Origin of the sequence: Actinomadura sp. K4S16, from assembly GCF_008327685.1 — a bacterium.
In the GTDB taxonomy this organism is placed as follows: Bacteria; Actinomycetota; Actinomycetes; order Streptosporangiales; family Streptosporangiaceae; genus Spirillospora.
Genome location: NZ_BDDE01000026.1, coordinates 1 through 23,807 on the forward strand (window position 1 = coordinate 1; position 23,807 = coordinate 23,807).

Consider the following 23,807-nt stretch of genomic DNA (forward strand, 5'->3'; position numbering starts at 1 on the left):
CAACCTCATGACCGCTCCTCCACACCGCGTGCCGGGGGCGAGGGCAGCCGCGGCCCCGCCGGCTGCCCCTTCCGGCTGTTCCGGATATGCGCCGGCCCGGCCGGCACAGGCGGGGAGTGCCGGTCGTCACCCGGCACTGCCCTCGGTTCCTCGTTCACAGGAGTTCCACTGCGGCGTCCACGGCCGCGGCGACGTTGCCGTCCGGCGGATACAGCAGGGACCGGCCGACCACCAGGCCCCGGACCGTGGGAAGACGCAGCGCACGCCGCCACCCCTCCCGCGCCGCCTGGGGATCGGCGGCCACCTCCCCGCCCAGCAGCAGCGCGGGCAGCGTCGACGCCGCCATCACCCGCTCCATGTCCGCCACCACCGGCACCTTCAACCACGTGTACGCCGAGGTCGTGCCCAGCCCCGACGCGATCGCGACCGCACGCGTCATCGCCTCCGGCGACAGGTCGTTGCGGACCCGGCCGTCCACCCGACGCGAGATGAACGGCTCCACCATCGCCATCAACCCACGCCCGGCCAACTCCGACACCGCCCGAGCACACGCCTCCAACGTGCGAACAGTCGCCGGGTCCTCATCGTCCACCCGCAGCAGCATCTTCCCGCCGTCCAACCCCGACGCCGCGATCGCAGCCGCACTGTAGGCCGTGAAACGGTCATCGATCTCAAACGACGACCCCGCCAGCCCGCCCCGGTTCATCGAACCGACCACGACCTTGCCCTCCAGCACGCCCAGCAGCAGCAGATCCTCGATCACATCCGCCGTGCCCAGCACACCGTCCACACCCGGCCGCTCCAACGCCACGCACAACCGATCCAGCAACTCACCCCGATCGCCCATCGCCAGCGGATCACCACCGGCCGCCAGGGCGCCACGCGCCGGATGATCAGCGGCCAGCAGCATCAACCGCCCCGACTCCCCGACCAGCGATTCCCGCCTGGTCCTGCGCTCCGCCGCCTCGGCGACCGACTCCGGACGCATCACCCGCGCCTCGGTCAGCCCCGCGATCCTCTCCGCCCGCGCGTCGGCGGGCGGCACCGGAATGTCGAGCGTCATGCGGCCACCCGCCCGGCCAGCGAGAGCACCTCGTCCGTCGTGGGCATCGCCGCCGAGCACGCCAGCCGGGACGCGACGATCGCGCCTGCCGCGTTGGCGAAGCCGAGGACGCGCGGCAGGTCCCAGCCGCTCAGCAGGCCGTGGCAGAGGGCGCCGCCGAAGGCGTCGCCCGCGCCGAGGCCGTTGACGACCTCGACCGGCACCGGCGGCGCCTCGGCGGTCCGGCCCTCGGCGTCGACGGCGAGGACGCCGTCCGGCCCGCGCTTGACGACGGCGAGCCGGACGCCCCGGTCGAGCAGCGCGCGGGCGGCGGCGAGGGGGTCGCTCTCCCCCACCGCCACCTCGCATTCGGCGGTGTTCCCGACGGCGACGGTGGCGTGTTCGAGTGCCTCGCCCGCCCAGCGCCGCGCCTCGTCCCGCGACTCCCAGAACACGGGCCGGTGGTCGAGGTCGAGGACGGTGAGGGCGCCGCGACGGCGGGTGCCGAGCGCGGCCAGCGTCGCCGTCCGGGACGGTTCGGCGCAGAGCCCGGTCATCGTGACCCACAGCACCCCTGCGGCCTCGATCGCGGACCGGTCCAGCTCGTCCGCGCGGATCTCCAGGTCGGGGGCCTTCGGGAAGCGGTAGAAGTACAGCGGGAAGTCGTCCGGCGGGAACAGCTCGCAGAAGGTCACCGGGGTCGGCAGGCCGGGGACGTCGGCGACGTACCGGTCGTCGACGCCGTACTCGGCGAGCGCCCGGCGGACGAAGCGGCCGAACGGGTCGGCGCCGGTCCGGGTGACCACGGCGGTCCGGCGGCCGTGCCGGGCGGCGGCGACCGCGACGTTGGTGGCGCTGCCGCCGAGGAACCGCGCGAACGTCTCGACCTCGTCCAGTCCGACACCCGACGTGAGCGGGTAGAGGTCCACGCCGACGCGGCCCATGGTGATGACGTCGAAGGACGCGGCGCCGCTCATGCGCCGATCCCGGCGAGGAACTCGACACAGGCGCGGACGTCGGCCAGCGGGCCTTCGCCGGGGGCGGGCTCGCGGTCGAGGACGGTGTCCTGCTCCAGGACATACCAGCCGTCGTATCCGGCGCCTTCGAGAGAGCCGACGATGGCGGCGATGTCGATGTCCCCCGCGCCGAGCGGGCGGTAGAGGCCGGCGCGGACGGCGTCGGTGTAGGACGTCCGGCCGTGCCGCACGCTCTCGGCGAGGTCGGCGTCGACGTCCTTGAGGTGGACGTGCGCGATCCGCCCGGCGGCGCTCGCCGCCAGGTCGACCGGATCGGTGCCGCCGACCAGCAGGTGGCCGGTGTCCAGGCACAGCGGGACGGCCGATCCGTCGAGGACGCGCAGCACTTCGTTGGATCGTTCCACCATCGTCCCGGCGTGCGGATGAAGGACGGCCCGGACCCCGGCCTCCGCGGCAAGCGAGGCGATCCGGTCGAGGTTGGTGAGCAGCGCCGTCCAGCCGACGGTGTCCAGGGAGGGGCGCTCGTCGTAGCCGCGCAGCCCGTGGACGGCGGCCAGCACCAGCGTCTGTTCCGAATTGGAGCGTTCCACACCGAAGCCGGCCAGGATCCGGCGGACCTCGGGCAGCGGGTCGCGGTCCGGGTCGTGCAGCACGACGGGCGCGAAGCCGCCCACCGGGCGGAGGCCGTACTCGGCGAGCAGCGCGGCGCGCTCCTCCGCCCCGGCGGGCAGGAAGCCGTCCGGCCCGAACTCCGCGGCGGCCAGCCCGAGGTCGCGCATCTCCGCCAGCACCCGCCCGGGGTCCATCTGGTGCCCCCAGCCCGGGACCTCGCACACCCCCCACGAGATCGGGGCTCCCGCGACGCGGTCGTTGATCATCGGCTCACCATCTCCCTGGGACGCGCCCGGCTCCGTACTCGGCATCGGCGCCGAGTCTGCTGAAGGCCGGGAAGGTATGTCAATAGTTTGTTATGACATTATGAGGTAATAAGCTAGCGGGCGGCGGCGGGTACGATCGACCCGGAGGAGAGGAGGCGCCGGGTGTACCGACCGCGCGTGACCGTGGACCGCAGCAGCCCCGTGCCGCTGTACTACCAGCTCGCCCAGCAGCTGGAGGCGGCGATACGGGCGGGTGAGCTGTCCCCGGGCACCCGTCTGGAGAACGAGGTCGAGCTGGCCGACCGGTGCGGGCTGTCGCGCCCGACGGTCCGGCAGGCGATCCAGCACCTGGTCGACCGGGGGCTGCTGGTGCGCAAGCGCGGCGTCGGCACGCAGGTGGTGCAGTCGGAGATCCGCCGGCCGATCGAGCTGACCAGCCTGCACGACGACCTGGCGGCGGCCGGCCGCGACCCGCGCACCGAGGTCCTGGAGCTGGGCCGCGTCCCCGCCGAGGACCAGGTGGCCAAGGAGCTCGGCGTCCCGCCCGGCACCGAGGTCACCCGGATGCGCCGCGTCCGGTTCACCGGCGACGAGCCGCTCGCCCTGCTCACCAACTACCTGCCGGTCGACCTGCTGAGGATCACCGAGGCCGACCTCGCCGAGCACGGCCTGTACGAGCTGCTCCGGTCCAAGGGCGTCAACCTGCGCATCGCGAACCAGACGATCGGCGCCCGCGGCGCGACGGCGGCCGAGGCCCGGCTGCTGGACGAGCGGCGCGGCGTCCCGCTGCTGACCATGACCCGCACCGCCTACGACGACAAGGGCGGCGCGATCGAGTACGGCTGCCACGTCTACCGCGCCGACCGCTACTCCTTCGCCCTCACCCTCGTCGAGCGCTGACCGGACCCTCGGGGACAAAACGGCGAACCCCCGATGAAAATCTCTTGATCAATTAGAGCGCTCTATTGAATTAGAGCGCTCCAATGCCTACGGTGCAGGCATCCCCCCACGCATCAGGAGGAACCCGATGCCGTTGCGACCCACCCCCCAGGGCGTCCGCCTCGCGGCCGCCGCGACCACCGCCGCGCTCGCCGCGGCCTTCCTGTCCGCCGCGCCCGCGTCCGCCGACGGCGACGAGCTCGCCGAGGTCCGCGCCGCGCTGGAGACCCCGGCCAACTTCGACGACGACGCGGGCGGCAACGCCAACGCCGACGACCCGGCGATCTGGAGCCACCCCGACGACCGCGACGGCGACCTGATCGTGGCCACCCTCAAGGAAGGCGGCCTCGCCGTCTACGACGCCGCGGGGCGGCAGATCCAGCGGATCGCCGCGCCGGCCCCGCCCCGGGCCGGCGACGAGCCCGGACGGTTCAACAACGTCGATCTGGTCTACGGGTTCCAGCTCGGCCGCCGCAAGGTCGACCTGGCGGTCGTGTCCGACCGGGGCCGGGACACCGTCCGCACCTACGCGATCGACCCCGGCAAGGCCGAGGACCACCGGGCCCCGCTCACCGACGTCACCGACCCCGGGGTCGCGCCCGTCTTCTCGTCCTCCCTCGACGAGGTCAACGAGCAGGCGACGGCGTACGGGCTGGCGTCCTGGAAGGACTCGCGCGGGACGGCCTACGTCGCGCTCAGCCGCCGGCACACCTCCCGGATCGGCACCGTCCGGCTGGAGGCCACCGCGGCGGGCACCGTCACCTACCGGCACGTCCGCGACCTCGACCTGCCCGCGTCGTTCGCGCTGCCCGGCGGCGGCACCTGGACGCCGTGCGAGGACCCCGGCGAGGGGCCGCAGGTCGAGGGCATGGTCGCCGACCCCGAGAACGGGGCGCTCTACGCGGCGCAGGAGGACGTCGGCATCTGGCGCATCCCGCTGGGCAGCGGCTCGCCCCAGCTCATCGACAAGGTCAAGGAGTTCGGCGTCCCCGCCGCGTACGACCCCGAGACCGAGGAGTGCAACCCGAGCGGACCCGACCCCGGCGTCGGGGGAACGCACCTCACCGCCGACGCCGAGGGCCTGTCCATCTACCGGCAGGACGGCGGAGAGGGCTATCTGCTCGCCTCCAGCCAGGGTGACAACACCTTCGTCGTCTACGACCGCGAGGACCCGCGCCAGTACCTCGGCCACTTCCGGGTCGCCCCGGGCACGACGGTGGACGGCTCCGAGGTCTGCGACGGGGCGATGGTGACCAGCGCCCCCACGGGCGGCTTCGAGAACGGCCTCCTCGTCGTCCACGACGGCGTCAACACCCCCGAGGTCACGGACGGGAACGGCGAGGTCCGGGAGAACACCGACTTCAAGCTCGTCGACTGGGAGGATGTGGCGGACCCGCTGGACCTGGACGTCACGCCCGGCGACTGGGACCCGCGCGACTAGCACGAACAGCACCGACGCGAGTCGCCGCCGCACCCCGGCGGCGACTCGCCGTACCCGGGAGAAGACCGCATGGCCCACCCGACCCTGGAGGACGTGGCAGCGCGAGCCGGAGTGTCGCGCGCGCTCGTGTCGCTGGTGATGCGCGGCTCCCCCAAGGTCGGGCCGGAGCGCCGGGAGGCGGTGCTCCGGGCGGCCCGGGAGCTCGGCTACCGGCCCAACATGATGGCCCGGGGCCTCGCGTCCGGCCGGACGGGCATGATCGGCGTTCTCCTCTCCGACCTCCACGACCCCTGGTTCGCCGCGGTCCACGACGGGCTCGCCGACGAGGCCGCCCGGCGCGGCGTCCGGCTCCTGCTGGCCACCGGGCGCGGCGGCCCGGCGCGCGAACGGGCCGCCCTGGACGACCTGCTCGACCTGCGGCCGGACGGGGTCGTCCTGGCCGGGCCGAAGACGTCCGCCGCCGACATCGAGCGCGCCGCCGCCGGGTGCCCCGTGACCGTGGTCGGGCGCCAGGTCCGCTCCGACCGCGTCGACTGCGTGACCGGCGACGGCGCCGCGGCCGTCGAGCGGGCGCTCGGGTACCTGTCGGACCTCGGCCACCGGCGCGTCGCCTGCCTCGACGTCGGCCCCCGCCCCTCGCCCCTGCGCCGCGCGTGCCCGGACGGCGCCGTCGTCGCCGGCCCCGACGAGCTGTGGCGGCCGGCCGAGGCGCCGACGGCCGTCCTCGCGCTCGGCGACACGACGGGCACCGCCGCGCTCACCGCGCTGCTGCGCGCCGGGAGGCGCGTGCCGGAGGAGATCTCGCTGATCGTCCACGGCGACCCGCCGGGGGCGCGGGACGCCGGGGTGACGACGGTCGCCTCCCCGCCGGCGGAACTGGGCCGCGAGGCCGCGGCCGTCCTGCTCGACCGGATCGGCGACGGCGCGTCCGCGCGCACGCGGCGCATCACCGTCCCGCCCCTCCTCACCGAGCGCGGCACCACCCGGTAGCCCTGTCCGGCCTGGACGGCGCCCCTCCAGGGAATCCAAAAGAGCCCTCTGGGCTCCGGTCGAGCGGCGCGCGCGTCAGCCATGCCTTCGGCGCGCCGCTCCGCCGTGCCCGCGGCCTGCGCAACGCTTTGGCCGCACCCGGCCGACCGGGGGCGGCGCCGCGTACCGCCGTTCCCGCAGGTCGGCCCCGGCCTGCCGGCGAGCGGCATGGGACGCCCGTCTAGGTCAGAACGTCAAGATGTAAGAACAAAGTATTGACGGGCGTTCCGGCGCGGGCTACAAATGTGGCCCGAACCACACGAAGATGACGAGCAGATGAACAACCGGTGCTCAATGCCGGTCCATCAGATGAACTCGCCATCCGATCGGACGGCCATGGGAGGCACCATGCGGGTCGGACTGCTGGGCGCGGGACGGATCGGGGCGTCGCACGCCCGGTTCCTGGGAGGGCATCCCCAGGTCGACGCCCTGCTGATCGGAGACGCCGACGTCCGCCGCGCCGAGGCGCTGGCGGGCCCGATCGGCGCCCGGGCCGGGGACCCGGACACCGTGCTCGCCGCCGGGCTCGACGCCGTCGTCATCGCCACGCCGACCTCCACGCACGCCGAGCTGCTCGTCCGGGCCTGCGACTCGGGCGTGCCCGTGTTCTGCGAGAAGCCGGTCGCGCCCGACCTCCGCACGACGCTGGAGGTCCGCGACCGCGCCGCCAAGACGGGGGTCCCCGTGCACGTGGGCTTCCAGCGCCGGTTCGACGCCGGATACGCGGCGGCGCGGCAGGCCGTGCTCGACGGACGGCTGGGAACGCTCCACCGAGTCCACCTGGTCACCGCCGACCCGGCGCCGCCCCCGGCCGAGTACGTCCGCTCGTCCGGGGGGATCTTCCGCGACTGCCACATCCACGACTTCGACATGCTGCGCTGGGTCACCGGGCGGGAGGTCGACTCGGTCACCGCCGTCGGCGCCAACCGCGGCGACGCCTACTTCTCGGACGCCGGCGACGTCGACATCAGCGCCGCCGTCCTGGTCATGGACGACGGGACGCTCGCCACCCTGCAGGGCTCCCGGTACAACGGCGCCGGCTACGACGTGCGCATGGAGCTGTCGGGCACCGCAGGCACCTGGGTGGTCGGGCTCGACGAGCGCGCCCCGCTCCGGTCGGCCGAACCCGGCGTGGACTGGCCTCCCGGCGACCCGTGGACGGACTTCCAGGAGCGCTTCGAACCCGCGTACGCGAACGAGATTGGAACGTTCCTCGAAATGGCCAGGGGCCGCGCGGGCAGCCCCTGCACGGTGGACGACGCGCTGGAGGCGCTCCTCGTCGCCGAGGCCGCCGCGCTGTCGCTGCGCGAGGGCCGCCGCGTCCCGCTCGCGGAGCTCCGGTGATCTGGGCGGTGGCGTTCGGCGCGGTCGCGCTCGCCTTCGTGTGGGTGACCGGCGTCAACGACGGCGCGGCCCTGCTCGGCCTCAGCGGGCGCTACCCCCGCTCGTCCGGGCTGCTGCTGACCGCGCTGGTGCTCGTGCCGCTCGTCCTCGTCCCGCAGGTGACGGTCGCCGTCGCGCGGACGTTCACCGAGGGCCTCACCGACCTCGGCGACCGGCGCGGCGCGCTCGCCTTCCTGCTCGGCGTCACCGTCGCGCTCGCCGTCGTCGCCGCCCTCACCGGGCGCGGCCTGCCGACGAGCCTGACCCTGGCGATCGTCGGCGGCATCGGCGGCGCCGGGCTCGGCATGGGCCTGGACGTGGCCTGGGGCGGGCTCGGCCTCGTCCTGCTCATCGGCGCCGCCGCCCCGCTGGTCGGCACGTCCGTCGGGTTCGCGCTCGGGCTCGCGTCGCGGCGCGTGCCGTCCTTCACCGGGATGCCCGGCACCGTCCGGGCCGCCCACGTCCTGGCCTACACCGCCCAGTGCGCCGCCTACGCCGCCAACGACGGGCAGAAGATGCTCGCCGTCGTCAGCGTGGCGCGGCACGTCGTGTCCACGCGGCGGCTCGGCGCGGTCGGCCCCGTCCAGCCGACCCCGGCGGTGCTCATCGCGATCGCCGTCGTCTTCTGCGCCGGCGCGCTGAGCGCCGTCCACCGGGTCGGGGACCGGCTCGGCCGCGGGCTCGTGCTGGCCAGGCCGCTGCACGTGGTGTCCACGGAGGCGGCGGCGGCCGCGTCGGTGGCGGCCAGCTCGATCGCGGGCGCGCCGGTCAGCATGACGCAGTCGGTCACCGCCGGGGTCGTCGGCGTCGCCGCCAGCGAGGGCGCCTCCCGGGTGCGCTGGCAGAACGTCGTCGGCATCGGCGCCGCGTGGCTGTTCACGCTGCCGCTCGCGTTCGCCGGCGGCACGCTCGGCGGCGTCGCGGCGAGGGCGCTGTGAGCGCCGCCGTCCGGCCCGTCCGCCGGATCCGGCTCGTGTGGGACGACCTGCGCGGCCGCTCCGGGGACCGGGTCGTCGGCCAGGTCGCCCGGCAGATCCGCGCCGCCCGCGACGGCGCCGAACTGGCCCGGGAGATGGCCGCCGGGCGGGTCCCCTCCGGGGCGGCCCGCGCCCGGATGGCCGAGATCGAGCACGCCGGGGACGCCGAGCGCGCCGCGCTCGCCGCGATGCTGCGCGGCGTCCTCGCCACCCCCATCGACCGGGAGGACCTCTACCGGCTCTCCCGCTCCGTCGACGACGTCCTGGACAACCTCCGCGACTTCGTCCGCGAGGCCGACCTGTTCGGGCCGCCCGGGCTCGGCTTCGCGGTCCCGCCGCTGGACGCGGTGCTGGAGGGGCTGACCTCCCTCGACGCCGCCGTCCGGAAGGTCCTCGCCGAGCCCGCCGCGGTCACCGTCGCGGCGCTCGGCGCGCGCAAGGCCGGCAACCGCGTCCGGGAGACCCGGCAGGCGGCGCTGACCCGGCTGTTCGCCGGGCCGCTCGACATCGACGTCCTGCGCAGGCGCGAGCTGCTCGACCGCCTGGACGCGGTGGGGCGGCGCCTCGGCGAGGCGGCCGACGCGCTCTCGGACGCGATGCTCAAACGCAGTCACTGATCAGGAACCGATGAAGCCGCAGGTCGGGGCTGCGGGCAGAGGGCAAGGAGAGAACCCACCATGATCCGCACCATGATGAGAGGGCGCCGGGCACGGGCCGGCGCCGCCGTCGCAGCGGCCCTCGCCACGGCGGCGCTGGGCGCGTGCGCGCCGTCCAGCGGCGGTCAGGCGGGGGCCGACCAGCCCCTCCCGACCGTGACCGTGGAGGACGCGGCGTCCTTCGACCTGAACGCGCTGATCGCCGCCGCGAAGAAGGAGGGCAGCGTCCTCGCCTACGACGGCAGCGGCGACGTCAAGGACATGGCCGCCGCGTTCGAGAAGAAGTACGGCATCAAGGCCGAGGGCGAGAAGTCCAAGGCCGCCGCGACCGCGGAGAAGATGACGCGCGAGGCGCAGGCCGGCAACGTCACCATCGACGTCAGCCTGTTCGAGGACGGCCCGATGCTCGTCGGCCAGCTCCTCCCCCAGAAGATCGTCACCACCTGGATCCCGCCGGACCTCGCCAAGACCATCGGCGAGAAGAACCGGAACCCGCTGATGATGATCTCGAAGGCGTACGTGTTCGCCTACAACCCCAAGCTCAATCCCGCCGGCTGCCCGGTGAAGAACGTCTGGGACCTGACCGACCCCGAGTGGAAGGGCAAGGTCATGATGCAGGACCCGCTGGGCAAGGAGGTCTTCACCCAGTGGTTCACCCAGCTGTCGGAGCGGAGCGCGGGCAAGCTCGCGGCCGCCTACGAGCAGCTCGGCAAGGGCAGGCTCAAGACCGGCGAGAAGGACGCCGCCTACGAGTGGGTGAAGCGGCTGGCGAAGAACGACCCGGTGCTGACCACCGAGGACGAGGACGTCGCGACCGCCGTCGGCGCGCCCAACCAGACCCGGACGACGATCGGGCTGTTCTCGATCGCCAAGTTCCGCGACCTGGAGGGCAAGGGCTTCAACATGAAGGTCTGCGAGGGCCTGAGCCCCTGGACCGGCTTCGCCTACCCGAAGTTCGCGACGATCGCGGCGAAGTCCAGGCACCCCAACGCCGCCAAGCTGTTCGTCCACTTCGCGATGTCGAAGGAGGGCTTCGACCTCGAGGCCCACTCCGGCGGCGTGTCCGGCAACGACGCGGTCGGGGTCAGCCCCCACAACCCGCCCGGCCTGACCGACTGGAACACCCAGCTGTACTGGTTCTCCTCCGACCAGCTGATCGCCGACTTCCGCAACCGCCAGGACATCAAGGACTTCTGGCGCGTCAACCACTCCTGAGCACTGCCCGACCCCCGGCGGGCCGCCGAAGCGGCCCGCCGGGCTCCACCTCGGAGGAAGCCCATGGCGGTCGCCGCCCCCGCACGGCCCGTGTCACGCGGCCGGCGCGTGCTGTACCGGTCCCGCGTCCTGCTGCGCAACCCCACCGTGCTGCTCGGCCTGGTGCTGAGCGCCGCGCTGCTCTACCTCGTCATCGCCCCGCTCGTCTCGGTCGTCTCGGACGCCGCCCGCGTCCAGTACGGCGACGAGGCCCGCTCCGGACAGGGGGCCGGATCGTGGACGGGCTACTACCTGTGGCGGGTGTTCCGCTCCCCCGTCAGCAGGCTGCTGTTCTGGGAGCCGCTCCTGCACACCCTCACGGTCGCGGTCGGCGTCATCGCGTTCGCGCTCGCCGTCGGCGGGTCGATGGCGTGGCTCGTGACGCGCACGAACGTCCCGGGCCGCAAGTTCCTCGCCGGCGCGCTGGTGGTGCCGTACATGCTGCCGTCCTGGACGTTCGCGCTGGCGTGGCTGTCGCTGTTCAAGAACGAGCGGTCCGGCGGCCAGGTCGGCTACCTGCAGGGGGCCGGGATCCACACCCCCGACTGGCTCGCGTACGGGCCGGTGCCGATCATCGTGACGCTCGGGCTGCACTACTACCCGTTCGTGCTGCTGCTGTTCGGCAACGCGCTGCGCCGCATCGACTCGCAGTTGGAGGACTCGGCGCGCATCCTCGGCGCCGGCGGCCGGACGGTCCTGCGCCGCATCACGCTGCCGCTGATGCTGCCGGCGCTGTCGTCGGCGGTGCTGCTCGTCCTCGGCCGGGTCCTCGGCACGTTCGGCACCCCCTACATCCTCGGCCTGCCCAGCGACTACAACGTCCTGTCCACGAGCCTGTACCACGCGATCCGCGACCGCAGCACCGGCGTCGCCTCGACGATCGCCGGCGTGATCGTGCTGGTCGGGGTGCTCGTCGTCGTGGTCGACACCCGGCTGGTGCGCGAGCAGCGCCGGTTCGTCACGGTCGGCGGGAAGGGCGCCATGGACCGGCGCGGCGACCTGCGCCGGTGGCGGTGGCCCGCGTTCGGGCTGGCCATGGCGGTCTTCGCCGCGAGCGTCGTCGTCCCGGTGCTGACGCTGCTGCTGTCCACGGTCACCAAGACGCCCGGCGTGTTCAACCCCGGCAACTTCACGCTGAAGTACTGGTTCGGGTCCCATATCGAGGGCGCGGTCGGGTTCCCGCACGGCGTGCTCCGCGGAGGCGAGATGTGGGAGGCCGCCTGGAACAGCCTGCGGATCGTCGGGCTCGCCGCGCTGGTCTGCGGCTTCGTCGGCCTGCTCATCGGGTACGTGGTGGTGCGCGGCGCCGGAAGCCGCGTCTCGGCGTTCCTGCGGCAGGTGTCGTTCCTGCCGTACCTGGTCCCCGGCATCGCGTTCGCCGCCGCGTGCCTGTCGCTGTTCGCGGTGCGGCGCGGCCCCGTGCCCGCCCTCTACGGGACGATCACGCTGCTCGTCCTGGTGATGGTGGTGACGCACCTGCCGTACTCGTCCCGGTCGGGCATCTCGGCCATGATGCAGCTCGGCCGGGAACCGGAGGAGGCCGCGCAGATCAGCGGCGCGCGCTGGCCGGTCCGGATGGTCCGGATCATCATCCCGATCCAGCGGGGCGCGCTCGTCACGGGCGTCGTCCTGCCCTTCATCTCCGGGCTGAAGGAGCTCAGCATCGTCATCATGCTGACCACGTCCGGGACGCAGCTGCTCACCACCCTGTCCATCGGGCTCGTCGACTACGGCTACACCCAGCTCGCCAACGGCGTCGTGCTCGTCATCGCCCTGCTCTCGTTCACCATGACCTACCTGGCCCAGCGGCTCACCAAGAGCAGCCTGGCCTCGGGCATCGGAGGTTGACCATGCCGGCCATCACCCTCAGCGGAGTGGTCAAGAACTACGTCGGCGGCGGCCGCGCCGCGGTGCGCGACCTCGACCTCGTCATCCCGGACGGGTCCTTCACCTGCCTGCTCGGGCCGTCCGGCTGCGGCAAGACCACCACCCTGCGCATGATCGCCGGGCTGGAGCAGCCGACCCGCGGCGAGATCAGCGTGGGCGACCGGGTCCTGGACTCGGTCGAGCGCGGCGTCTACGTCCCCCCGGAGAAGCGGGACATGGGCCTCGTGTTCCAGAACTACGCGCTCTGGCCGCACCTCACCGTCCGCGGCAACACCGAGTTCGGGCTCCGGATGCGCAAGGTGCCTGCCGAGCGCCGCAAGGCCCGCGCGAAGGAGGCCCTGGAGAAGGTGCGCGTCGCCGACTGCATGGACCGGTACCCGTCCCAGCTGTCGGGCGGCCAGCAGCAGCGCGTCGCGCTGGCGCGGATGCTCGCCGTCGACCCCGACGTCCTGCTCCTGGACGAGCCGCTGTCCAACCTCGACGCGCGGCTGCGGCTGGAGATGCGGACGGAGCTGAAGCGCATCCACGAGGAGACGGGAGCGACGGTCGTGTTCGTCACCCACGACCAGATGGAGGCCATGACGATGGCCACGCACATCGCGGTCATGTCGGAGGGAGAGCTGCAGCAGGTGGCGCCGCCGATGGAGATGTACGAGCGGCCCGCCAACCGGTTCGTCGCCGAGTTCGTGGGGAGCCCGCCGATGAACATCGTCCCTCTGGACGCGGAGCCCGACGGGCTCGCCGGGTCGCTGCTGCGCTTTGTGGAGAAGCGCGCCGCCCTGGGCGGGGCCGCGTGCGCGGGCGTCCGGCCCGAGGCGCTGAGGCTGGCGCGGTCGCGGGACGACGTGCCCGACACGGCCTGGGCGGACGAGGCCGTCGTCGAGACCGTCCTGCCGACCGGGTCGAGCTGGACCGTGCAGCTGCGCGTCATGGACACCGACCTGTTCGCCGTCACCCACGAGGACCCCGAAGCGGCGCCGGGCGACCGGCTCCACTGCTGGACGCGCCCCGAGCGGCTCCACGTGTTCGCCGGAGACGGTTCCCGGATCGGCGCCTGGGACGACGCCGTCGCCCCCGTCCAGAAGGCCGCCTCGTGACCGCGCCCCTGCGCCGGCCGCGGGCGCTGCTGCTGGACTTCGGCGGCGTGCTGGTCGAGACCTCCAAGCGGGACGGATGGCAGGCGGCCCTGGCCGAGGAGGTGCACGCGGCCCTCCTCGGCGCCGGATGCCGCGACCTGGACGCCGCCGCGATCGAGACCGACATCAGGGCGGGCGCGGCCGCGGACAAGTGCTGGAAGGACGCGATGTCCCGCCCGTTCGCGCCGGCGGAGATGACCCACGCCCGCTTCTGGGGCGACTTCGTCGCGGCCGACTGGCCCGTGCCCGCGCGGCAGCTCGTCGTCGCGCACGCCGCCCCGCTGTGCAAGCGGATGGGGGAACTGCGGCAGGACCGCCGCACCCGTCCCGGCATCCCCGAACTGCTCGACGCCGCCGCCGGGTCCGGCATCCCCTGCGCGATCGTCAGCAACGCGCTGTCCGGCGCCGTGCACCGGGACTACACGGCCTCGACAGGGCTGGCGGGCAAGCTGGCCCTGGAGGTCTACAGCGACGAGGCCGGGGTCCGCAAACCCAACCCGGAGATGATCTGGATCGCGACCCGCGCCCTCGGCGTCGAGCCCTCGGACGCGTGGTACGTCGGCGACAACTTCGACCGGGACGTCCTGTGCGGGCACCGCGCCGGCGTCGGCGGGAACGTGCTGATGGTCGCCAAGGGCACCCACGACGTCCCGTACGAGGTCCGGTGCCGCCCCGACGCCGTCGTCGACGACGGGCACGGACTGCTCGACCTGCTCAAGGCCACGATCGAAGGAGAAGGATGAGCGCCGATGTCCCCGCCTCGCGGGAGCTCGCCGGGATCGCCGAACTCGCCGCCCGCGCCACCGGGGACCGCCTGCGGACGGCGTTCCGCTCGCGCCCCGAGATCGATCTGAAGCGCGACTTCCACGACCCGGTCACCGAGCACGACCGGGCGGCGGAGGAGACGATCCGGAAGGTGCTGGCCGAGCACACCCCCGGCAGCGCGGTCGTCGGCGAGGAGGGCGGCGTGGGCGGCGGGGACGGCGACCTGCGCTGGTTCGTCGACCCCATCGACGGGACGGCCAACTTCGCCGTCGGCCTGCCGTTCTTCTGCGTGTCCATCGGCGCCGCCATCGGCGACGAGCTGGTGGCGGGCGTGGTGTACGACCCGGTCCGCGAGGACATGTTCACCGCCTCGCTCGACGGCGCGACCTGCAACGGCGAGCCGATCCGCAGCCGCGGCGCGGCCCGCGACGAGACCGCGGTGCTCGTCACCGGCTATCCCAACGCGCGGGAGATGCACCGCCGCGGCGAGGAGTCGCTGCGCAGTTTCGGCCGGATGGTGGACGCGTTCGCCACCGTCCGCCGCCCGGGCAGCGCCGCCCTCAGCCTCGCGCACGTCGCCGCCGGGTGGGCGGACGTGGCGTACGGCACGTCGGTCAACGCGTGGGACGTCGCGGCGGCCGTGCTGCTGGTCAGGCAGGCCGGCGGCACGTACCTGCCGCTGAACGGGGAGACCGGGGGCCGCGACTGGGAGGCCCCCGGCTACCTGGCCTGCGTCGGCGGCTTCGACCTGGCCGGCTCCGTCATCGCCGGGATCGCCGGGCTGGGTGGGCCGGCATGAGCGCCACCGAGGTGCGCACCGTCGACTGGATCGTCACGGACCTGGACGGCACCCTCGTCGGACGCGACCTGAAGATCGTCGAGCCGAGCCTGGCCGCGCTGCGCCGCTTCATCGCCGCCGGCGGCACCGTCGTCATAGCCACCGGGCGCAGCGAGGAGGCCGCGCTGCCGTACTACCGGACGCTCGGCCTGACGACCCCGGCGATCCTCTACAACGGGGCGCGCGTGGTCGACCTCGCCACCGGCGCCGTCCTGCACCGGCGCTGCCTCGGCGTGGCAGCCTGGGCGAAGCTCACGATGCTGTTCGCCGAACTGCCCGCCGGAGTGTGGCCGGTCGCCTTCAGCAGGGGCCGCGCACACACCACGGGCTCCTCGCCGGCGCTGCTGCAGTACGCCCGCCGCGACGGGATCGAGCTCGCCCGGATCGGCTCGTGGGGCGACCTGCCGTTCGACGACATCGTCAAGGTCATGCTCATCTGCGACCGCCCCGAGTTGATGGACCCGGCCGAGGAGACGGTGTCGGCGGCCGTTTCCGGCGTCACCCTCGTCAGATCGGAGAGCACCTACCTGGAGGTGCTGCCCACGGGCGCGACCAAGGGCGCGGCGCTGCGCGAGCTGGCCGCGTCCCAGGGCGTGGCCCTGAGCGACATCGCGGCGATCGGCGACAACCCGAACGACCTGGACATGATCCAGGCCGCCGGCCTCGGCGCCGCCGTCGGCGACGGGGCCGAGTCGGTCCGCGCCGCCGCCGACGTGGTCGTCGCCCCCTGCGCCGAGGGCGCCGTCGCCGACCTCGTCGCCCGCGTCCTCCCCTGATCCGGCCGTCGCCGGCTGCTCGGGATCGGCCCAGGGGCCGGAGGCCGCGTGCTCCTGCCACCTGCTGGAACACGACGGCTTCCGGCTCCTCCCGGACGCCGGGACTGGCCCGCCCGAGACCCCGGGTCGGCCTCGTCCCCTTCGGACCCCGGCTCTGCCCCCGCAAGGCCGGGGTTCCGACGGGTGCGGGCCGCTGCCGGCCGGCTGGTCAGCCGGCCATGGTGGCCGTGGTGGCGGCGTGGCGCAGGGAGGTCGCGGCCTGGGCGGGCAGCACGCGGTCGGCGATGGCCAGTACGCCCGCAAGGACCTGGGGCGGGGCCGTCCGGGCCATCCCGGCGACCAGGCCTTCCCGGGTGGGGCGGTCCAGCGCCGGCAGCAGCAGTTCCAGGGTGGTGGCGGTGATCTCCGGCGGGGTGGCGGCCATGAACGCGACGCGGGCGGCGCCGATCTCGGCGTCGTCGCAGTGCGCCCAGATCCGCGGCATGATCAGCGTCTCCTCCTCGTGCAGGTGCGGGAGGTAGGCGGCGGTGAAGCGGGCCAGGTCCCGGTAGAGGTCCAGGCCGGCGGCCGCCCCCGGGGCCGCCAGCACGGCCTCGAACCGCCCGGCGAGGTCGTCGAGCAGGTCGTCGAGGTCCCGGTGCTGCTCCTCGGTCGGCTCGGCGGAACCGGGCTCGTGCGGGTCCAGCAGCCGCAGGATGTGCTGGTCCTCGTGCTCGGTGTGGCTGCGCAGCAGCGCCAGCAGCCGCCGCCACCGCTCCCCCAGCGCGGCGACCTCGGCGGCGTCGGCCCAGTCGGTGGCGCCGGCCTGGACGGTGACCGCGAACAGCCCGTTGCGCAGCGCCTTGTGGATGTGGGTGAACAGGTCGTCGCGGCCCTCGGGACGCTCGTCGTCCATGGTGGTCCTTCCTCTCGTGTCCTGTCGCGCACCGGGCCGGAATCAGGCTCGGCGCGCGTCTCGAACGTAGGGCGGAGAGCGTTGACCTGCGTATCCCTGGAATCTGGGGGTGGCGATCCGGGCCTTCGGCCGCGATGCTTGAGGCATGGAACTCCTGGACCGGATCCACCGGCTGGCCGCGCGCGGTGACGATCTGACCCGGGTGCGCGCCGAGGTCGACCGCCTGCTGCGCCGCGCGGTCGGGTACGACATCGCGGCCGTCTCCACGGTCGACCCGGCGACGCTGCTGTGGACGAGCTGCTTCGTCAGCGGGCTCGACCCGCAGGGGTCGGCCGAGCGCGAGCGGGTCCTGTTCGGCCTGGAGTTCGAGGGCGGCGACCCCAACGGCTACGCCGAGCTCGCGGCGGCCCCCTCGCCCGTCGCGAGCCTGCACCGCGCCACCGGCGGGGACCTGTCCCGCGCCCGGCGCTACCGGCTCCTGCTGCGCGGGCTGGACGTCGTCGACGAGGCGCGGGTGGTCCTGCGCTCGCGGGAGGGCTGCTGGGGCTCGCTCACCCTGTACCGGCGCGCGCCCGCGACGCCGTTCACCGACGACGAGCTGGCGCTGCTGGCGGCGGCCTCCACGCCGATCGCCGACCTGTTCCGGCTCACGCTGCTGCGCGCCGCGCTCGCCGCCCCGGACGGCCTCGACCATCCGCCCGGCATGCTGCTGGTGACCGCGGCGGGCGAGGTCGAGGTCAGCAGCGCGGACGCGCGGGCCTGGCTGGAGGCCGTCGACGACCGGGGGCGCCTGCCGAGCGCGCTGCGCGCCGTCGCGGCGGCCGCCTCCTCCGGTGACGGGCTGGCCAGGGCGGCCCTGCCGGCCAGGGACGGGCGCTGGGTGGTGCTGCACGGTTCCCCGGCGTCCGGCGGGGAGGGTGCCGCGGACCGCGTGGCGGTCATCATCGAGGGGGCCAGGCCCGCGGTGCTCAGCGAGGTGATCGCGGGCGCCTACGGGCTGACGCCCCGGGAACGGCAGATCACCGGGCTCGCCGCCCAGGGGCAGAGCACCAGGCAGATGGCCGCCGCCCTGGGGATCTCACCGTTCACGGTGCAGGACCACCTCAAGGCGGTGTTCGGCAAGACCGGCGTGCGCAGCCGAGGCGAACTCGTAGCGGCGCTCTACTCCCGGCACTACGCTCCCCGCGCGGCGGCCGGTACGGCCCCGGGCCCCTACGGCTGGTACCTCGACGAGCACGTCGCGGCAGTGTAGGAGGCCCGGGACGGCGCGGCGCGCAAGGCCGCGCCCGGCGTCAGGCGACGCGGACCCCGCCGGCGAAGGGGCGGCCGGCGATCGGGGCGATCTTGACGACGTCGCCGGTCTGCGGCGCGTGGACCATGTTGCCGTTGCCGATGTACATGCCCATGTGGTGCAGGTCGCTGTGGAAGAACACCAGGTCGCCGGGCTTGAGCTGGCTCATGCTCACGTGGGTTCCGGCGTTGTACTGGCTGCCGGTGTAGTGGCCCAGGGTGATGCCGACCTGCGCGTAGGCGTACAGGGTCAGGCCGGAGCAGTCGAAGCCCTTGATGTTGGCGCCCTGCGCGGTGCCGTAGGACGGTCCAGAAGCATTGCCGCCGCCCCAGGAGTAGGGCACGCCGAGCTGGCTCAGGGCGGCCCGGACGGCCGTCATCGCCTTCGCCGACGCTCCGCCGGAGCCGACGTTGGGGATGGAGCCGGGCCGTGAGCCCGCGCTGTTGTAGGTGCCGAGCTGCTTCTCGACCTTCTTGAGCTTGATCTGCAGTTCGCGGCGCTTCTTCTTCGCCTCGCCGGTGAGCGCGCGCACCTGGGCGGCGCGCTGCTCGGCGGCCTTGCGGGAGCGGTCCGCGCCTTGCATCACCTGGAGCATCTGCGTGATGCGGACGTCGTTCTGCTTGGCGAAGTAGTTGAGGGTCGCCGACTGGTCCAGGACGGCCTGCGGGTCGGAGGACGAGGCGAAGGCGATGGCCGGGTCCACCGGGCCGTTCTTGTAGCTGTCGGCGGCGATCTTCGCCATGCGCTCGCGCGCCTCGTCCAGGGCCTTCTGCTGGCGCAGCGCGCCGGCCCTGGCGGTCTTCGCGGCGTGCTCGGCCTGCTTGAGCCGTTCGCGCAGACCGTTGTACTGCTCGCTGAGCTTCTCGGCCTCGTCGGCGAGCTTCTCCTGCTGGGCGGTCAGCTGCTTGCGCGTCGGCTTGGGCTCGGCGTGGACGGGCGCAGGCGTGAAAAGCCCGGTGGACAGCACGATGGCGGTCGTCCATGCCGTGCCGGTGACGGCCCGTCGCCGGGCCGTCCTTCGGGTGCTGGCAGCGCGTGGCTGCATGCGGCGTCCTCTCCTGTACCGCCTACCGGGTCAGCTGCCGGGTTCGGGCCGGAGTCGCCCTACCGTCCCGCTGGACGGATTCACCCCTGGAGATCGGGTCCCCGGTTCCCGGGACGGAGCCGTCCGCGGGATTCGGCGTGGTCGCCGGCCGTCCCCGGCGGGGACGTCGGACCGCGACCTCCTACGGAGCGTAGGAGATCATGGGGCGATTCGCCACATCATCCCGCATTTCGCCACACCTCCGAGCCCGTCTCAGCACGTCCGCGCCAGCTCGGCGACCGCCACGGCCCCGGCCAGGAGCGGCACGGCGACCGCCGCCACCACGAACAGGGCCGCCGCGAGGCGGGCGGCGCGGCGCGGCTTCTCCGGAGCGCCGCCCTCCAGCCGCAGCACCCGCTCCAGCAGCGCACCGGCGGCCGGCGCACCGGCCGCCCCGAGCGCTCCCGCGACGGCGGGCCCCGCCGAGAGCCGGCACAGCGCGGCCACGAGCGCCCTCCTGCCGTGAGCGCGGGCCGCGGCGTCGTCCGCGGCCATCTCCAGCAGCAGCGGCAGCCGCGCCTTCGCGCGCCGGACGGTCGGCAGCCACGGCAGCATCGCGTGGAGCAGGTCGAGCGCCAGCAGGAGCACGTGGTGCCGCTGGCGCAGGTGCGCCCGCTCGTGCGCCAGGACGGCGTCGAGCTCCTCGGCGCTGAGCGCCTCCAGGGCCCCGGTGCTGACCACGATCGCGCGGCGCCGGGACGGCAGCGAGTACGCCGCGGGCACGGGGTGGTCGAGGACGAGGACGTCCGGGTGGCGGCCGTCCGCGCGGGCGACCAGCCGCAGCGTCTCCCGGTGCCGCCTGCGGCGCCGCACGGCCCGGCCGAGCCTCGGCAGGCCGCGGGCGAGCACGGCGCCGCAGGCCGCGGCGAGGACGGCGCTCGCGGCGGCAGCGGCGGCGGTGGCGAGGCGGCCGTGGTGGGGCAGGCAGTCGCGCAGCCAGGACAGGAATCCGTGGCCCGGCCCGGGCGGCGCGAGCAGCGCCGCCGCGGCGGCGCCGGCGGCGGCGATGGACGTCCCGGCGAGGGCCGCCGTCCAGCAGGCGACGGCCGTCCCCGGGCCGACGGCCGAGCGCCTGAGGAGGTCCAGCGCGGGCCCCGCCGCGCATCCGAGCAGGACCACCGAAACGACCAGGCCGGCCACCACGTAGGTCACGGGATCACGCGTCCTCGCCGGCGGTCCGCCGCCGCAGCGCGTCCAGGAGGTGCCGCGCGTCCTCCGGCGGGACGCTCTCGGCGAACCGCGCCAGGATGGCGCCGTGGTCCGCGGACTCGCTCAGCGCGTCCATCATCAGCTCGACCGCGTACTCCTCCCGCGCCCGCGTCGGGCTGTAGCGGAAGGCCGTCCCGTCCTGGGTGCGCCGCAGGAGCCCCTTCTGAGCCAGGCGCTCGGCCACGGTCTGCACGGTGTTGTAGGCCAGCGTCCTCTCCGTGTTCCGGTTCAGCTCGGCCAGCAGCTCGCGGACGCGCAGCGGACCGGGCGCGGCCCAGAGCACGTCCATGATGGAGCGTTCGAGCGAGCCTCCAAGTGCGGACATCGGGTCACCTCCGTCCCGCCCACATTCTGCCGGACATCCGCCCGGAACCGGCTTCCCGCGCCCGACGAACGGGACCGTCAGTCCGCGGCGGCGGCCAGCCCCCGCGCGATCAGGTGGAGGCCGAACTCGAACTGCTCCGAGGATGCGAGCATCGGGAGGTCGGAGGAGAGCCGCACCGTGCTCGGGAAGCGGTCGGCGGGCAGGCCGGCGTAGAAGTGGCGGCGCTGGCGCCTGGCCTCCGGGTCGTCGCCCCAGGTGCGGGGCGTCTGGTAGCCGGAGAAGCCGAGCGCGTAGGTGATGAGGACGCCGTAGGCGCGGGTGGCGTCCGCGCCCTTGAGCCCCGCGGACTCCAGGCGGGCGAGGACGGCCTCCATGGCGCCGTCCAGGGCGTCGATGCTGTCGGAGACGCGGGTGGAGAGCAGCCGGACGACGCAGGGGTGGGCGAGCATCATCGCGCGGAAGGCCCGCCCGCACCCCACGAGGATGTCGACCGGGTCGTCCGTTTCGGCGGGCGGGACCTCCATCCCGCCGAGGACGTGGTCGGCCATCGCGTCGAGGATCTCTTCCTTGTTGCGGAAGTAGCTGTACAGGGTCATCGCGCCGACACCGAGCTCGCCTGCCAGGCGGCGGACGGTCAGGGTGTCCAGACTTTCGGAGTCACCGATGCGCACGGCGGTCTCGACGATGCGTTCGCGGGTCAGCGTCCGCGTGTCCTTCTTGGCCATGCCGCTCCGTGTCTCGTCGGTTTTCCCGAGCGAGGGTAGCGCTCAGCGCTTGTACGGCTGGACGTTCGGCCTGCTCTGCTCGACCTTGCGCCGCCAAGCGGTGAGCGACAGGTCGGGGCGGTAGAGCTTCTCCGGCGGAGCGTCCATCACGTCGACCATCCAGGCGTCCTGCGCGGTGAACTGGCCGTGGAACAGCCAGCGGACGGCCGCGAGGTACTTGAGCTTGAAGAGGCCGGCGCGGGCGCCGGTCTCGAACCGCACCATGAGCTGGACGTACCTGACGTTGTCCGCATCGACCGGGACGTACCACTCGTAGTGAATGAACTGCGGGTAGGCGACGCGGAGGATGCCGGGCATCCGGATCGAGACGAAGCCGGGCAGGTCGAGGCCCTTGATCACGGGGTTGGCCTTCTGGGCCTTGCCGGGGGCGTCGGGCAGCGGCATGCGCTTCCACCAGCGCTTGTTGGTCCACAGGCCGAGGCCGGGCATGTCGGCCTCCCAGTGCACCTCGTCCTGGACGCGGACGAGCCATTCGCCGCGTTCGACGATGCGGGTCTTGTTCCACGCGGGCATGACCTTGAACAGCCGCCACAGCGCCGTGTTGTGCAGGTACTTGGCGTGGCCCTCGTCGAAGCCGTTCTCGGCGGCGAACCGCCAGTTGCCCTTGCGGATGTCGGTGCGGCCGCCGATGACGAGGGCGTTGCGGCGCAGTTCCTCGGGCAGGTCGTCGTCCAGCGGGTGGGGGTCGCCGTCGCCGATGTAGACCCACACCAGGCCGAAGCGCTGCCGGACGGGGTAGGTGCGGACCTTCACGCGGCCCTTGATCGGCGAGTCCGGGCCGTCGGTGAGGACGCCGCAGAGGTTGCCGTCCTTCAGGTCGTAGGTCCACCCGTGGTAGGGGCAGGACACCGTGCCGGGAAACTGGCGGCGGCCCAGGGAGAGGGGCACGCCGCGGTGGGGGCACCGGTCGTGCAGGGCGTGGATCTCGTCGCCCTCCCGGACGAGGGCGATCTTCTCGCCGAGCAGGGTCACGGCGACGGGCTTCCTGCCGACCTGCTCGGTCCACAGGACCGGGTACCAGTGGTCGCGGAACCCGAGCACGGCGCTCTCGTAGGTCGGCCAGGACGACCAGTCCTGGCCCGGCCGGCGCCGCTCGGGCCGGGCGCGGCCCGGGGACGTGGCATTGGTGGTCAACGGTGCCTCCTTAACAATGTTACGTACTTTGTACGGCGAAGTTCCGCCCTGTCAACCCCCGGGTCTTGACGTGTTTGCAAAGTACCGTACATAGTACGAGCCATGTTGGACAACGAACGCGACCTGATCGTCCGCTCGATGGCCTGGGAGGCCGCCGGAGTCCTGTCGGTCACGCTGGCCGACCCCGGCGGCGCCCCGCTGCCGCCCTGGGAACCGGGCGCCCATCTGGAGCTCGACCTGGGCAAATGGGTCCGCCAGTACTCGCTGTGCGGCGAGCCCGGGACCTACCGGATCGCCGTCCTGTACGAGCCCGACGGCCGGGGCGGGTCGGCGTACGTGCACGAGGAGCTGCGGCCCGGCCACACGGTGCGGGTGCGCGGCCCGCGCAACCGGTTCCCGCTGGAGGACGCGCCGCGCTACCTGTTCCTGGCGGGCGGCATCGGGATCACACCGCTGCTGCCGATGATCGCCCAGGCGGCGGAGAGCGGCGTCCCCTGGCGCCTGGTCTACGGGGGGCGGAGCCGGAGCTCCATGGCCTTCCTGCCCGAACTCGCCAGGTACGGAGACGCGGTGACCGTCGTCCCCGAGGACGGCGACGGCCGGCCGGACCTCGACGCACTGCTCGGCGTTCCCGAGCCCGGCACGGCGGTCTACTGCTGCGGGCCGGAGGGCCTGATCGCGGCGGTGGAGCAGCGGTGCGAGGCGTGGCCGGCGGGGAGCCTGCACGTCGAGCGGTTCGCCGCGCCGCGCGATCAGGCGCTGGACGGCGAGGACACCGCCTTCGAGGTGGAGTGCGCGCGATCCGGGGTGACCGTCGAGGTGGGTTCCTTCGAGACGGTGATGGACGCGCTGGAGCAGGCCGGGATCCAGGTCCCGAACGCGTGCCGCGAGGGCATCTGCGGAAGCTGCGAGACGCCCGTCCTGGCAGGGGTTCCCGACCACCGGGACGGCCTGCTGACCGACGCTGAGCGGGCGGCCGGAAGGGCGATGATGCCCTGCGTCTCGCGCTGCCTCTCGGACCGCCTCGTGCTGGATCTCTGACCCGCGATCCGATCCGGGGCATTGACTCCGGACCTAAGTAGTGTACATAGTACGCATCACCCGTT

At 73.7% G+C, this 23,807-nt stretch carries 23 protein-coding genes and 1 riboswitch; of the genes, 14 read left to right on the forward strand and 9 right to left on the reverse strand.

Features of this window, described 5'->3' with window-relative positions:
• Positions 1-154: 154 nt before the first annotated feature.
• The 3 genes from K4S16_RS37740 to K4S16_RS37750 are packed head-to-tail and all read right to left on the reverse strand — an operon-like array spanning position 155 to position 2,942.
• Complete coding sequence (locus K4S16_RS37740) at positions 155-1,063, reverse strand: aldolase (RefSeq protein ID WP_235037336.1); 909 nt, start codon at positions 1,061-1,063, stop codon at positions 155-157.
• Positions 1,060-2,019 carry a 5-dehydro-2-deoxygluconokinase gene (gene iolC / locus K4S16_RS37745; RefSeq protein ID WP_149263892.1) on the reverse strand — a complete coding sequence of 320 codons (960 nt, stop codon included), beginning with the start codon at positions 2,017-2,019 and terminating at the stop codon, positions 1,060-1,062. Before iolC ends, K4S16_RS37740 begins: the two co-directional genes overlap by 4 nt.
• Positions 2,016-2,942 carry a TIM barrel protein gene (locus K4S16_RS37750; RefSeq protein ID WP_235037337.1) on the reverse strand — a complete coding sequence of 309 codons (927 nt, stop codon included), beginning with the start codon at positions 2,940-2,942 and terminating at the stop codon, positions 2,016-2,018. Before K4S16_RS37750 ends, iolC begins: the two co-directional genes overlap by 4 nt.
• Before the next feature lie 117 nt (positions 2,943-3,059).
• Between K4S16_RS37750 and K4S16_RS37755 the strand changes: the two genes are divergently transcribed.
• The 12 genes from K4S16_RS37755 to K4S16_RS37810 all read left to right on the forward strand — a co-directional run bounded on the left by K4S16_RS37755 (position 3,060) and on the right by K4S16_RS37810 (position 15,978).
• Positions 3,060-3,797: a GntR family transcriptional regulator gene (locus K4S16_RS37755; protein ID WP_235037338.1), complete on the forward strand. Its 738-nt coding sequence runs from the start codon at positions 3,060-3,062 to the stop codon at positions 3,795-3,797.
• Positions 3,798-3,924: 127 nt separating this feature from the next.
• Positions 3,925-5,277, forward strand: a complete 1,353-nt coding sequence (locus K4S16_RS37760) for a phytase (protein WP_149263893.1) — start codon at positions 3,925-3,927, stop codon at positions 5,275-5,277.
• Positions 5,278-5,346: 69 nt separating this feature from the next.
• Positions 5,347-6,267, forward strand: a complete 921-nt coding sequence (locus K4S16_RS37765; RefSeq protein WP_149263894.1) for a LacI family DNA-binding transcriptional regulator — start codon at positions 5,347-5,349, stop codon at positions 6,265-6,267.
• Positions 6,268-6,654: 387 nt separating this feature from the next.
• Entirely contained in the window at positions 6,655-7,650 is a 996-nt protein-coding gene (locus K4S16_RS37770; RefSeq protein WP_149263895.1) for a Gfo/Idh/MocA family oxidoreductase, read from the forward strand.
• Positions 7,647-8,627, forward strand: a complete 981-nt coding sequence (locus tag K4S16_RS37775) for an inorganic phosphate transporter (RefSeq protein WP_160161162.1) — start codon at positions 7,647-7,649, stop codon at positions 8,625-8,627. The genes K4S16_RS37770 and K4S16_RS37775 overlap by 4 nt, the downstream gene beginning before the upstream one ends.
• The gene (locus K4S16_RS37780) at positions 8,624-9,283 is read left to right on the forward strand and encodes a DUF47 domain-containing protein (protein ID WP_200842348.1); all 660 of its coding nucleotides are present in this window, start codon (positions 8,624-8,626) and stop codon (positions 9,281-9,283) included. Before K4S16_RS37775 ends, K4S16_RS37780 begins: the two co-directional genes overlap by 4 nt.
• A gap of 60 nt (positions 9,284-9,343) precedes the next feature.
• The gene (locus K4S16_RS37785; RefSeq protein ID WP_149263897.1) at positions 9,344-10,537 is read left to right on the forward strand and encodes an ABC transporter substrate-binding protein; all 1,194 of its coding nucleotides are present in this window, start codon (positions 9,344-9,346) and stop codon (positions 10,535-10,537) included.
• A 63-nt stretch (positions 10,538-10,600) separates the two neighbouring features.
• Complete coding sequence (locus K4S16_RS37790) at positions 10,601-12,424, forward strand: iron ABC transporter permease (protein WP_149263898.1); 1,824 nt, start codon at positions 10,601-10,603, stop codon at positions 12,422-12,424.
• A gap of 2 nt (positions 12,425-12,426) precedes the next feature.
• A complete protein-coding gene (locus K4S16_RS37795) occupies positions 12,427-13,560 on the forward strand; it encodes an ABC transporter ATP-binding protein (protein ID WP_149263899.1) in 1,134 nt (377 codons plus the stop codon).
• Entirely contained in the window at positions 13,557-14,342 is a 786-nt protein-coding gene (locus K4S16_RS37800; RefSeq protein WP_235037339.1) for an HAD family hydrolase, read from the forward strand. Before K4S16_RS37795 ends, K4S16_RS37800 begins: the two co-directional genes overlap by 4 nt.
• On the forward strand, positions 14,339-15,163 hold the full coding sequence (locus K4S16_RS37805; RefSeq protein ID WP_149263900.1) for an inositol monophosphatase family protein: 825 nt from the start codon (positions 14,339-14,341) through the stop codon (positions 15,161-15,163). The genes K4S16_RS37800 and K4S16_RS37805 overlap by 4 nt, the downstream gene beginning before the upstream one ends.
• Positions 15,160-15,978 (forward strand): Cof-type HAD-IIB family hydrolase, encoded by an 819-nt coding sequence (locus tag K4S16_RS37810; protein ID WP_149263901.1) that lies wholly within the window; start codon positions 15,160-15,162, stop codon positions 15,976-15,978. The genes K4S16_RS37805 and K4S16_RS37810 overlap by 4 nt, the downstream gene beginning before the upstream one ends.
• 208 nt (positions 15,979-16,186) lie before the next feature.
• Here the strand turns inward: K4S16_RS37810 and K4S16_RS37815 are convergent, their stop codons facing one another.
• Positions 16,187-16,873 carry a hemerythrin domain-containing protein gene (locus tag K4S16_RS37815; RefSeq protein WP_149263902.1) on the reverse strand — a complete coding sequence of 229 codons (687 nt, stop codon included), beginning with the start codon at positions 16,871-16,873 and terminating at the stop codon, positions 16,187-16,189.
• 145 nt (positions 16,874-17,018) lie between these two features.
• On the opposite strand from K4S16_RS37815, the gene K4S16_RS37820 reads away from it, so the two are divergent.
• Positions 17,019-18,125, forward strand: a complete 1,107-nt coding sequence (locus K4S16_RS37820; protein WP_149263903.1) for a response regulator transcription factor — start codon at positions 17,019-17,021, stop codon at positions 18,123-18,125.
• A gap of 40 nt (positions 18,126-18,165) precedes the next feature.
• On the opposite strand, the gene K4S16_RS37825 is transcribed toward K4S16_RS37820, so the two are convergent.
• From K4S16_RS37825 to K4S16_RS37845, 5 genes are all read right to left on the reverse strand, one after another.
• Positions 18,166-19,209, reverse strand: a complete 1,044-nt coding sequence (locus K4S16_RS37825; RefSeq protein WP_149263904.1) for an NlpC/P60 family protein — start codon at positions 19,207-19,209, stop codon at positions 18,166-18,168.
• Positions 19,210-19,212: 3 nt separating this feature from the next.
• Positions 19,213-19,357: riboswitch (cyclic di-AMP (ydaO/yuaA leader) on the reverse strand.
• A 104-nt stretch (positions 19,358-19,461) separates the two neighbouring features.
• Positions 19,462-20,400 (reverse strand): M56 family metallopeptidase, encoded by a 939-nt coding sequence (locus K4S16_RS37830; protein WP_149263905.1) that lies wholly within the window; start codon positions 20,398-20,400, stop codon positions 19,462-19,464.
• A 4-nt stretch (positions 20,401-20,404) separates the two neighbouring features.
• Entirely contained in the window at positions 20,405-20,782 is a 378-nt protein-coding gene (locus K4S16_RS37835; protein WP_149263906.1) for a BlaI/MecI/CopY family transcriptional regulator, read from the reverse strand.
• A gap of 77 nt (positions 20,783-20,859) precedes the next feature.
• Positions 20,860-21,507: a TetR/AcrR family transcriptional regulator gene (locus K4S16_RS37840; protein ID WP_149263907.1), complete on the reverse strand. Its 648-nt coding sequence runs from the start codon at positions 21,505-21,507 to the stop codon at positions 20,860-20,862.
• 42 nt (positions 21,508-21,549) lie between these two features.
• Positions 21,550-22,701: a Rieske 2Fe-2S domain-containing protein gene (locus tag K4S16_RS37845; protein WP_149263908.1), complete on the reverse strand. Its 1,152-nt coding sequence runs from the start codon at positions 22,699-22,701 to the stop codon at positions 21,550-21,552.
• 102 nt (positions 22,702-22,803) lie between these two features.
• Here K4S16_RS37845 and K4S16_RS37850 point away from each other — a divergent pair, with 102 nt between their 5' ends.
• Entirely contained in the window at positions 22,804-23,742 is a 939-nt protein-coding gene (locus tag K4S16_RS37850) for a PDR/VanB family oxidoreductase (RefSeq protein WP_149263909.1), read from the forward strand.
• The last annotated feature ends 65 nt before the right edge of the window (positions 23,743-23,807 follow it).

Bases quoted from the DNA above. Each gene is read 5' to 3' on its own strand.
- K4S16_RS37740 (WP_235037336.1), bottom strand. From the start codon at position 1,063: ATGACGCTCGACATTCCGGTGCCGCCCGCCGACGCGCGGGCGGAGAGG.
- iolC (WP_149263892.1), bottom strand. From the start codon at position 2,019: ATGAGCGGCGCCGCGTCCTTCGACGTCATCACCATGGGCCGCGTCGGC.
- K4S16_RS37750 (WP_235037337.1), bottom strand. From the start codon at position 2,942: ATGCCGAGTACGGAGCCGGGCGCGTCCCAGGGAGATGGTGAGCCGATG.
- K4S16_RS37760 (WP_149263893.1), top strand. From the start codon at position 3,925: ATGCCGTTGCGACCCACCCCCCAGGGCGTCCGCCTCGCGGCCGCCGCG.
- K4S16_RS37765 (WP_149263894.1), top strand. From the start codon at position 5,347: ATGGCCCACCCGACCCTGGAGGACGTGGCAGCGCGAGCCGGAGTGTCG.
- K4S16_RS37770 (WP_149263895.1), top strand. From the start codon at position 6,655: ATGCGGGTCGGACTGCTGGGCGCGGGACGGATCGGGGCGTCGCACGCC.
- K4S16_RS37785 (WP_149263897.1), top strand. From the start codon at position 9,344: ATGATCCGCACCATGATGAGAGGGCGCCGGGCACGGGCCGGCGCCGCC.
- K4S16_RS37790 (WP_149263898.1), top strand. From the start codon at position 10,601: ATGGCGGTCGCCGCCCCCGCACGGCCCGTGTCACGCGGCCGGCGCGTG.
- K4S16_RS37795 (WP_149263899.1), top strand. From the start codon at position 12,427: ATGCCGGCCATCACCCTCAGCGGAGTGGTCAAGAACTACGTCGGCGGC.
- K4S16_RS37805 (WP_149263900.1), top strand. From the start codon at position 14,339: ATGAGCGCCGATGTCCCCGCCTCGCGGGAGCTCGCCGGGATCGCCGAA.
- K4S16_RS37810 (WP_149263901.1), top strand. From the start codon at position 15,160: ATGAGCGCCACCGAGGTGCGCACCGTCGACTGGATCGTCACGGACCTG.
- K4S16_RS37815 (WP_149263902.1), bottom strand. From the start codon at position 16,873: ATGGACGACGAGCGTCCCGAGGGCCGCGACGACCTGTTCACCCACATC.
- K4S16_RS37820 (WP_149263903.1), top strand. From the start codon at position 17,019: ATGGAACTCCTGGACCGGATCCACCGGCTGGCCGCGCGCGGTGACGAT.
- K4S16_RS37825 (WP_149263904.1), bottom strand. From the start codon at position 19,209: ATGCAGCCACGCGCTGCCAGCACCCGAAGGACGGCCCGGCGACGGGCC.
- K4S16_RS37835 (WP_149263906.1), bottom strand. From the start codon at position 20,782: ATGTCCGCACTTGGAGGCTCGCTCGAACGCTCCATCATGGACGTGCTC.
- K4S16_RS37840 (WP_149263907.1), bottom strand. From the start codon at position 21,507: ATGGCCAAGAAGGACACGCGGACGCTGACCCGCGAACGCATCGTCGAG.
- K4S16_RS37850 (WP_149263909.1), top strand. From the start codon at position 22,804: ATGTTGGACAACGAACGCGACCTGATCGTCCGCTCGATGGCCTGGGAG.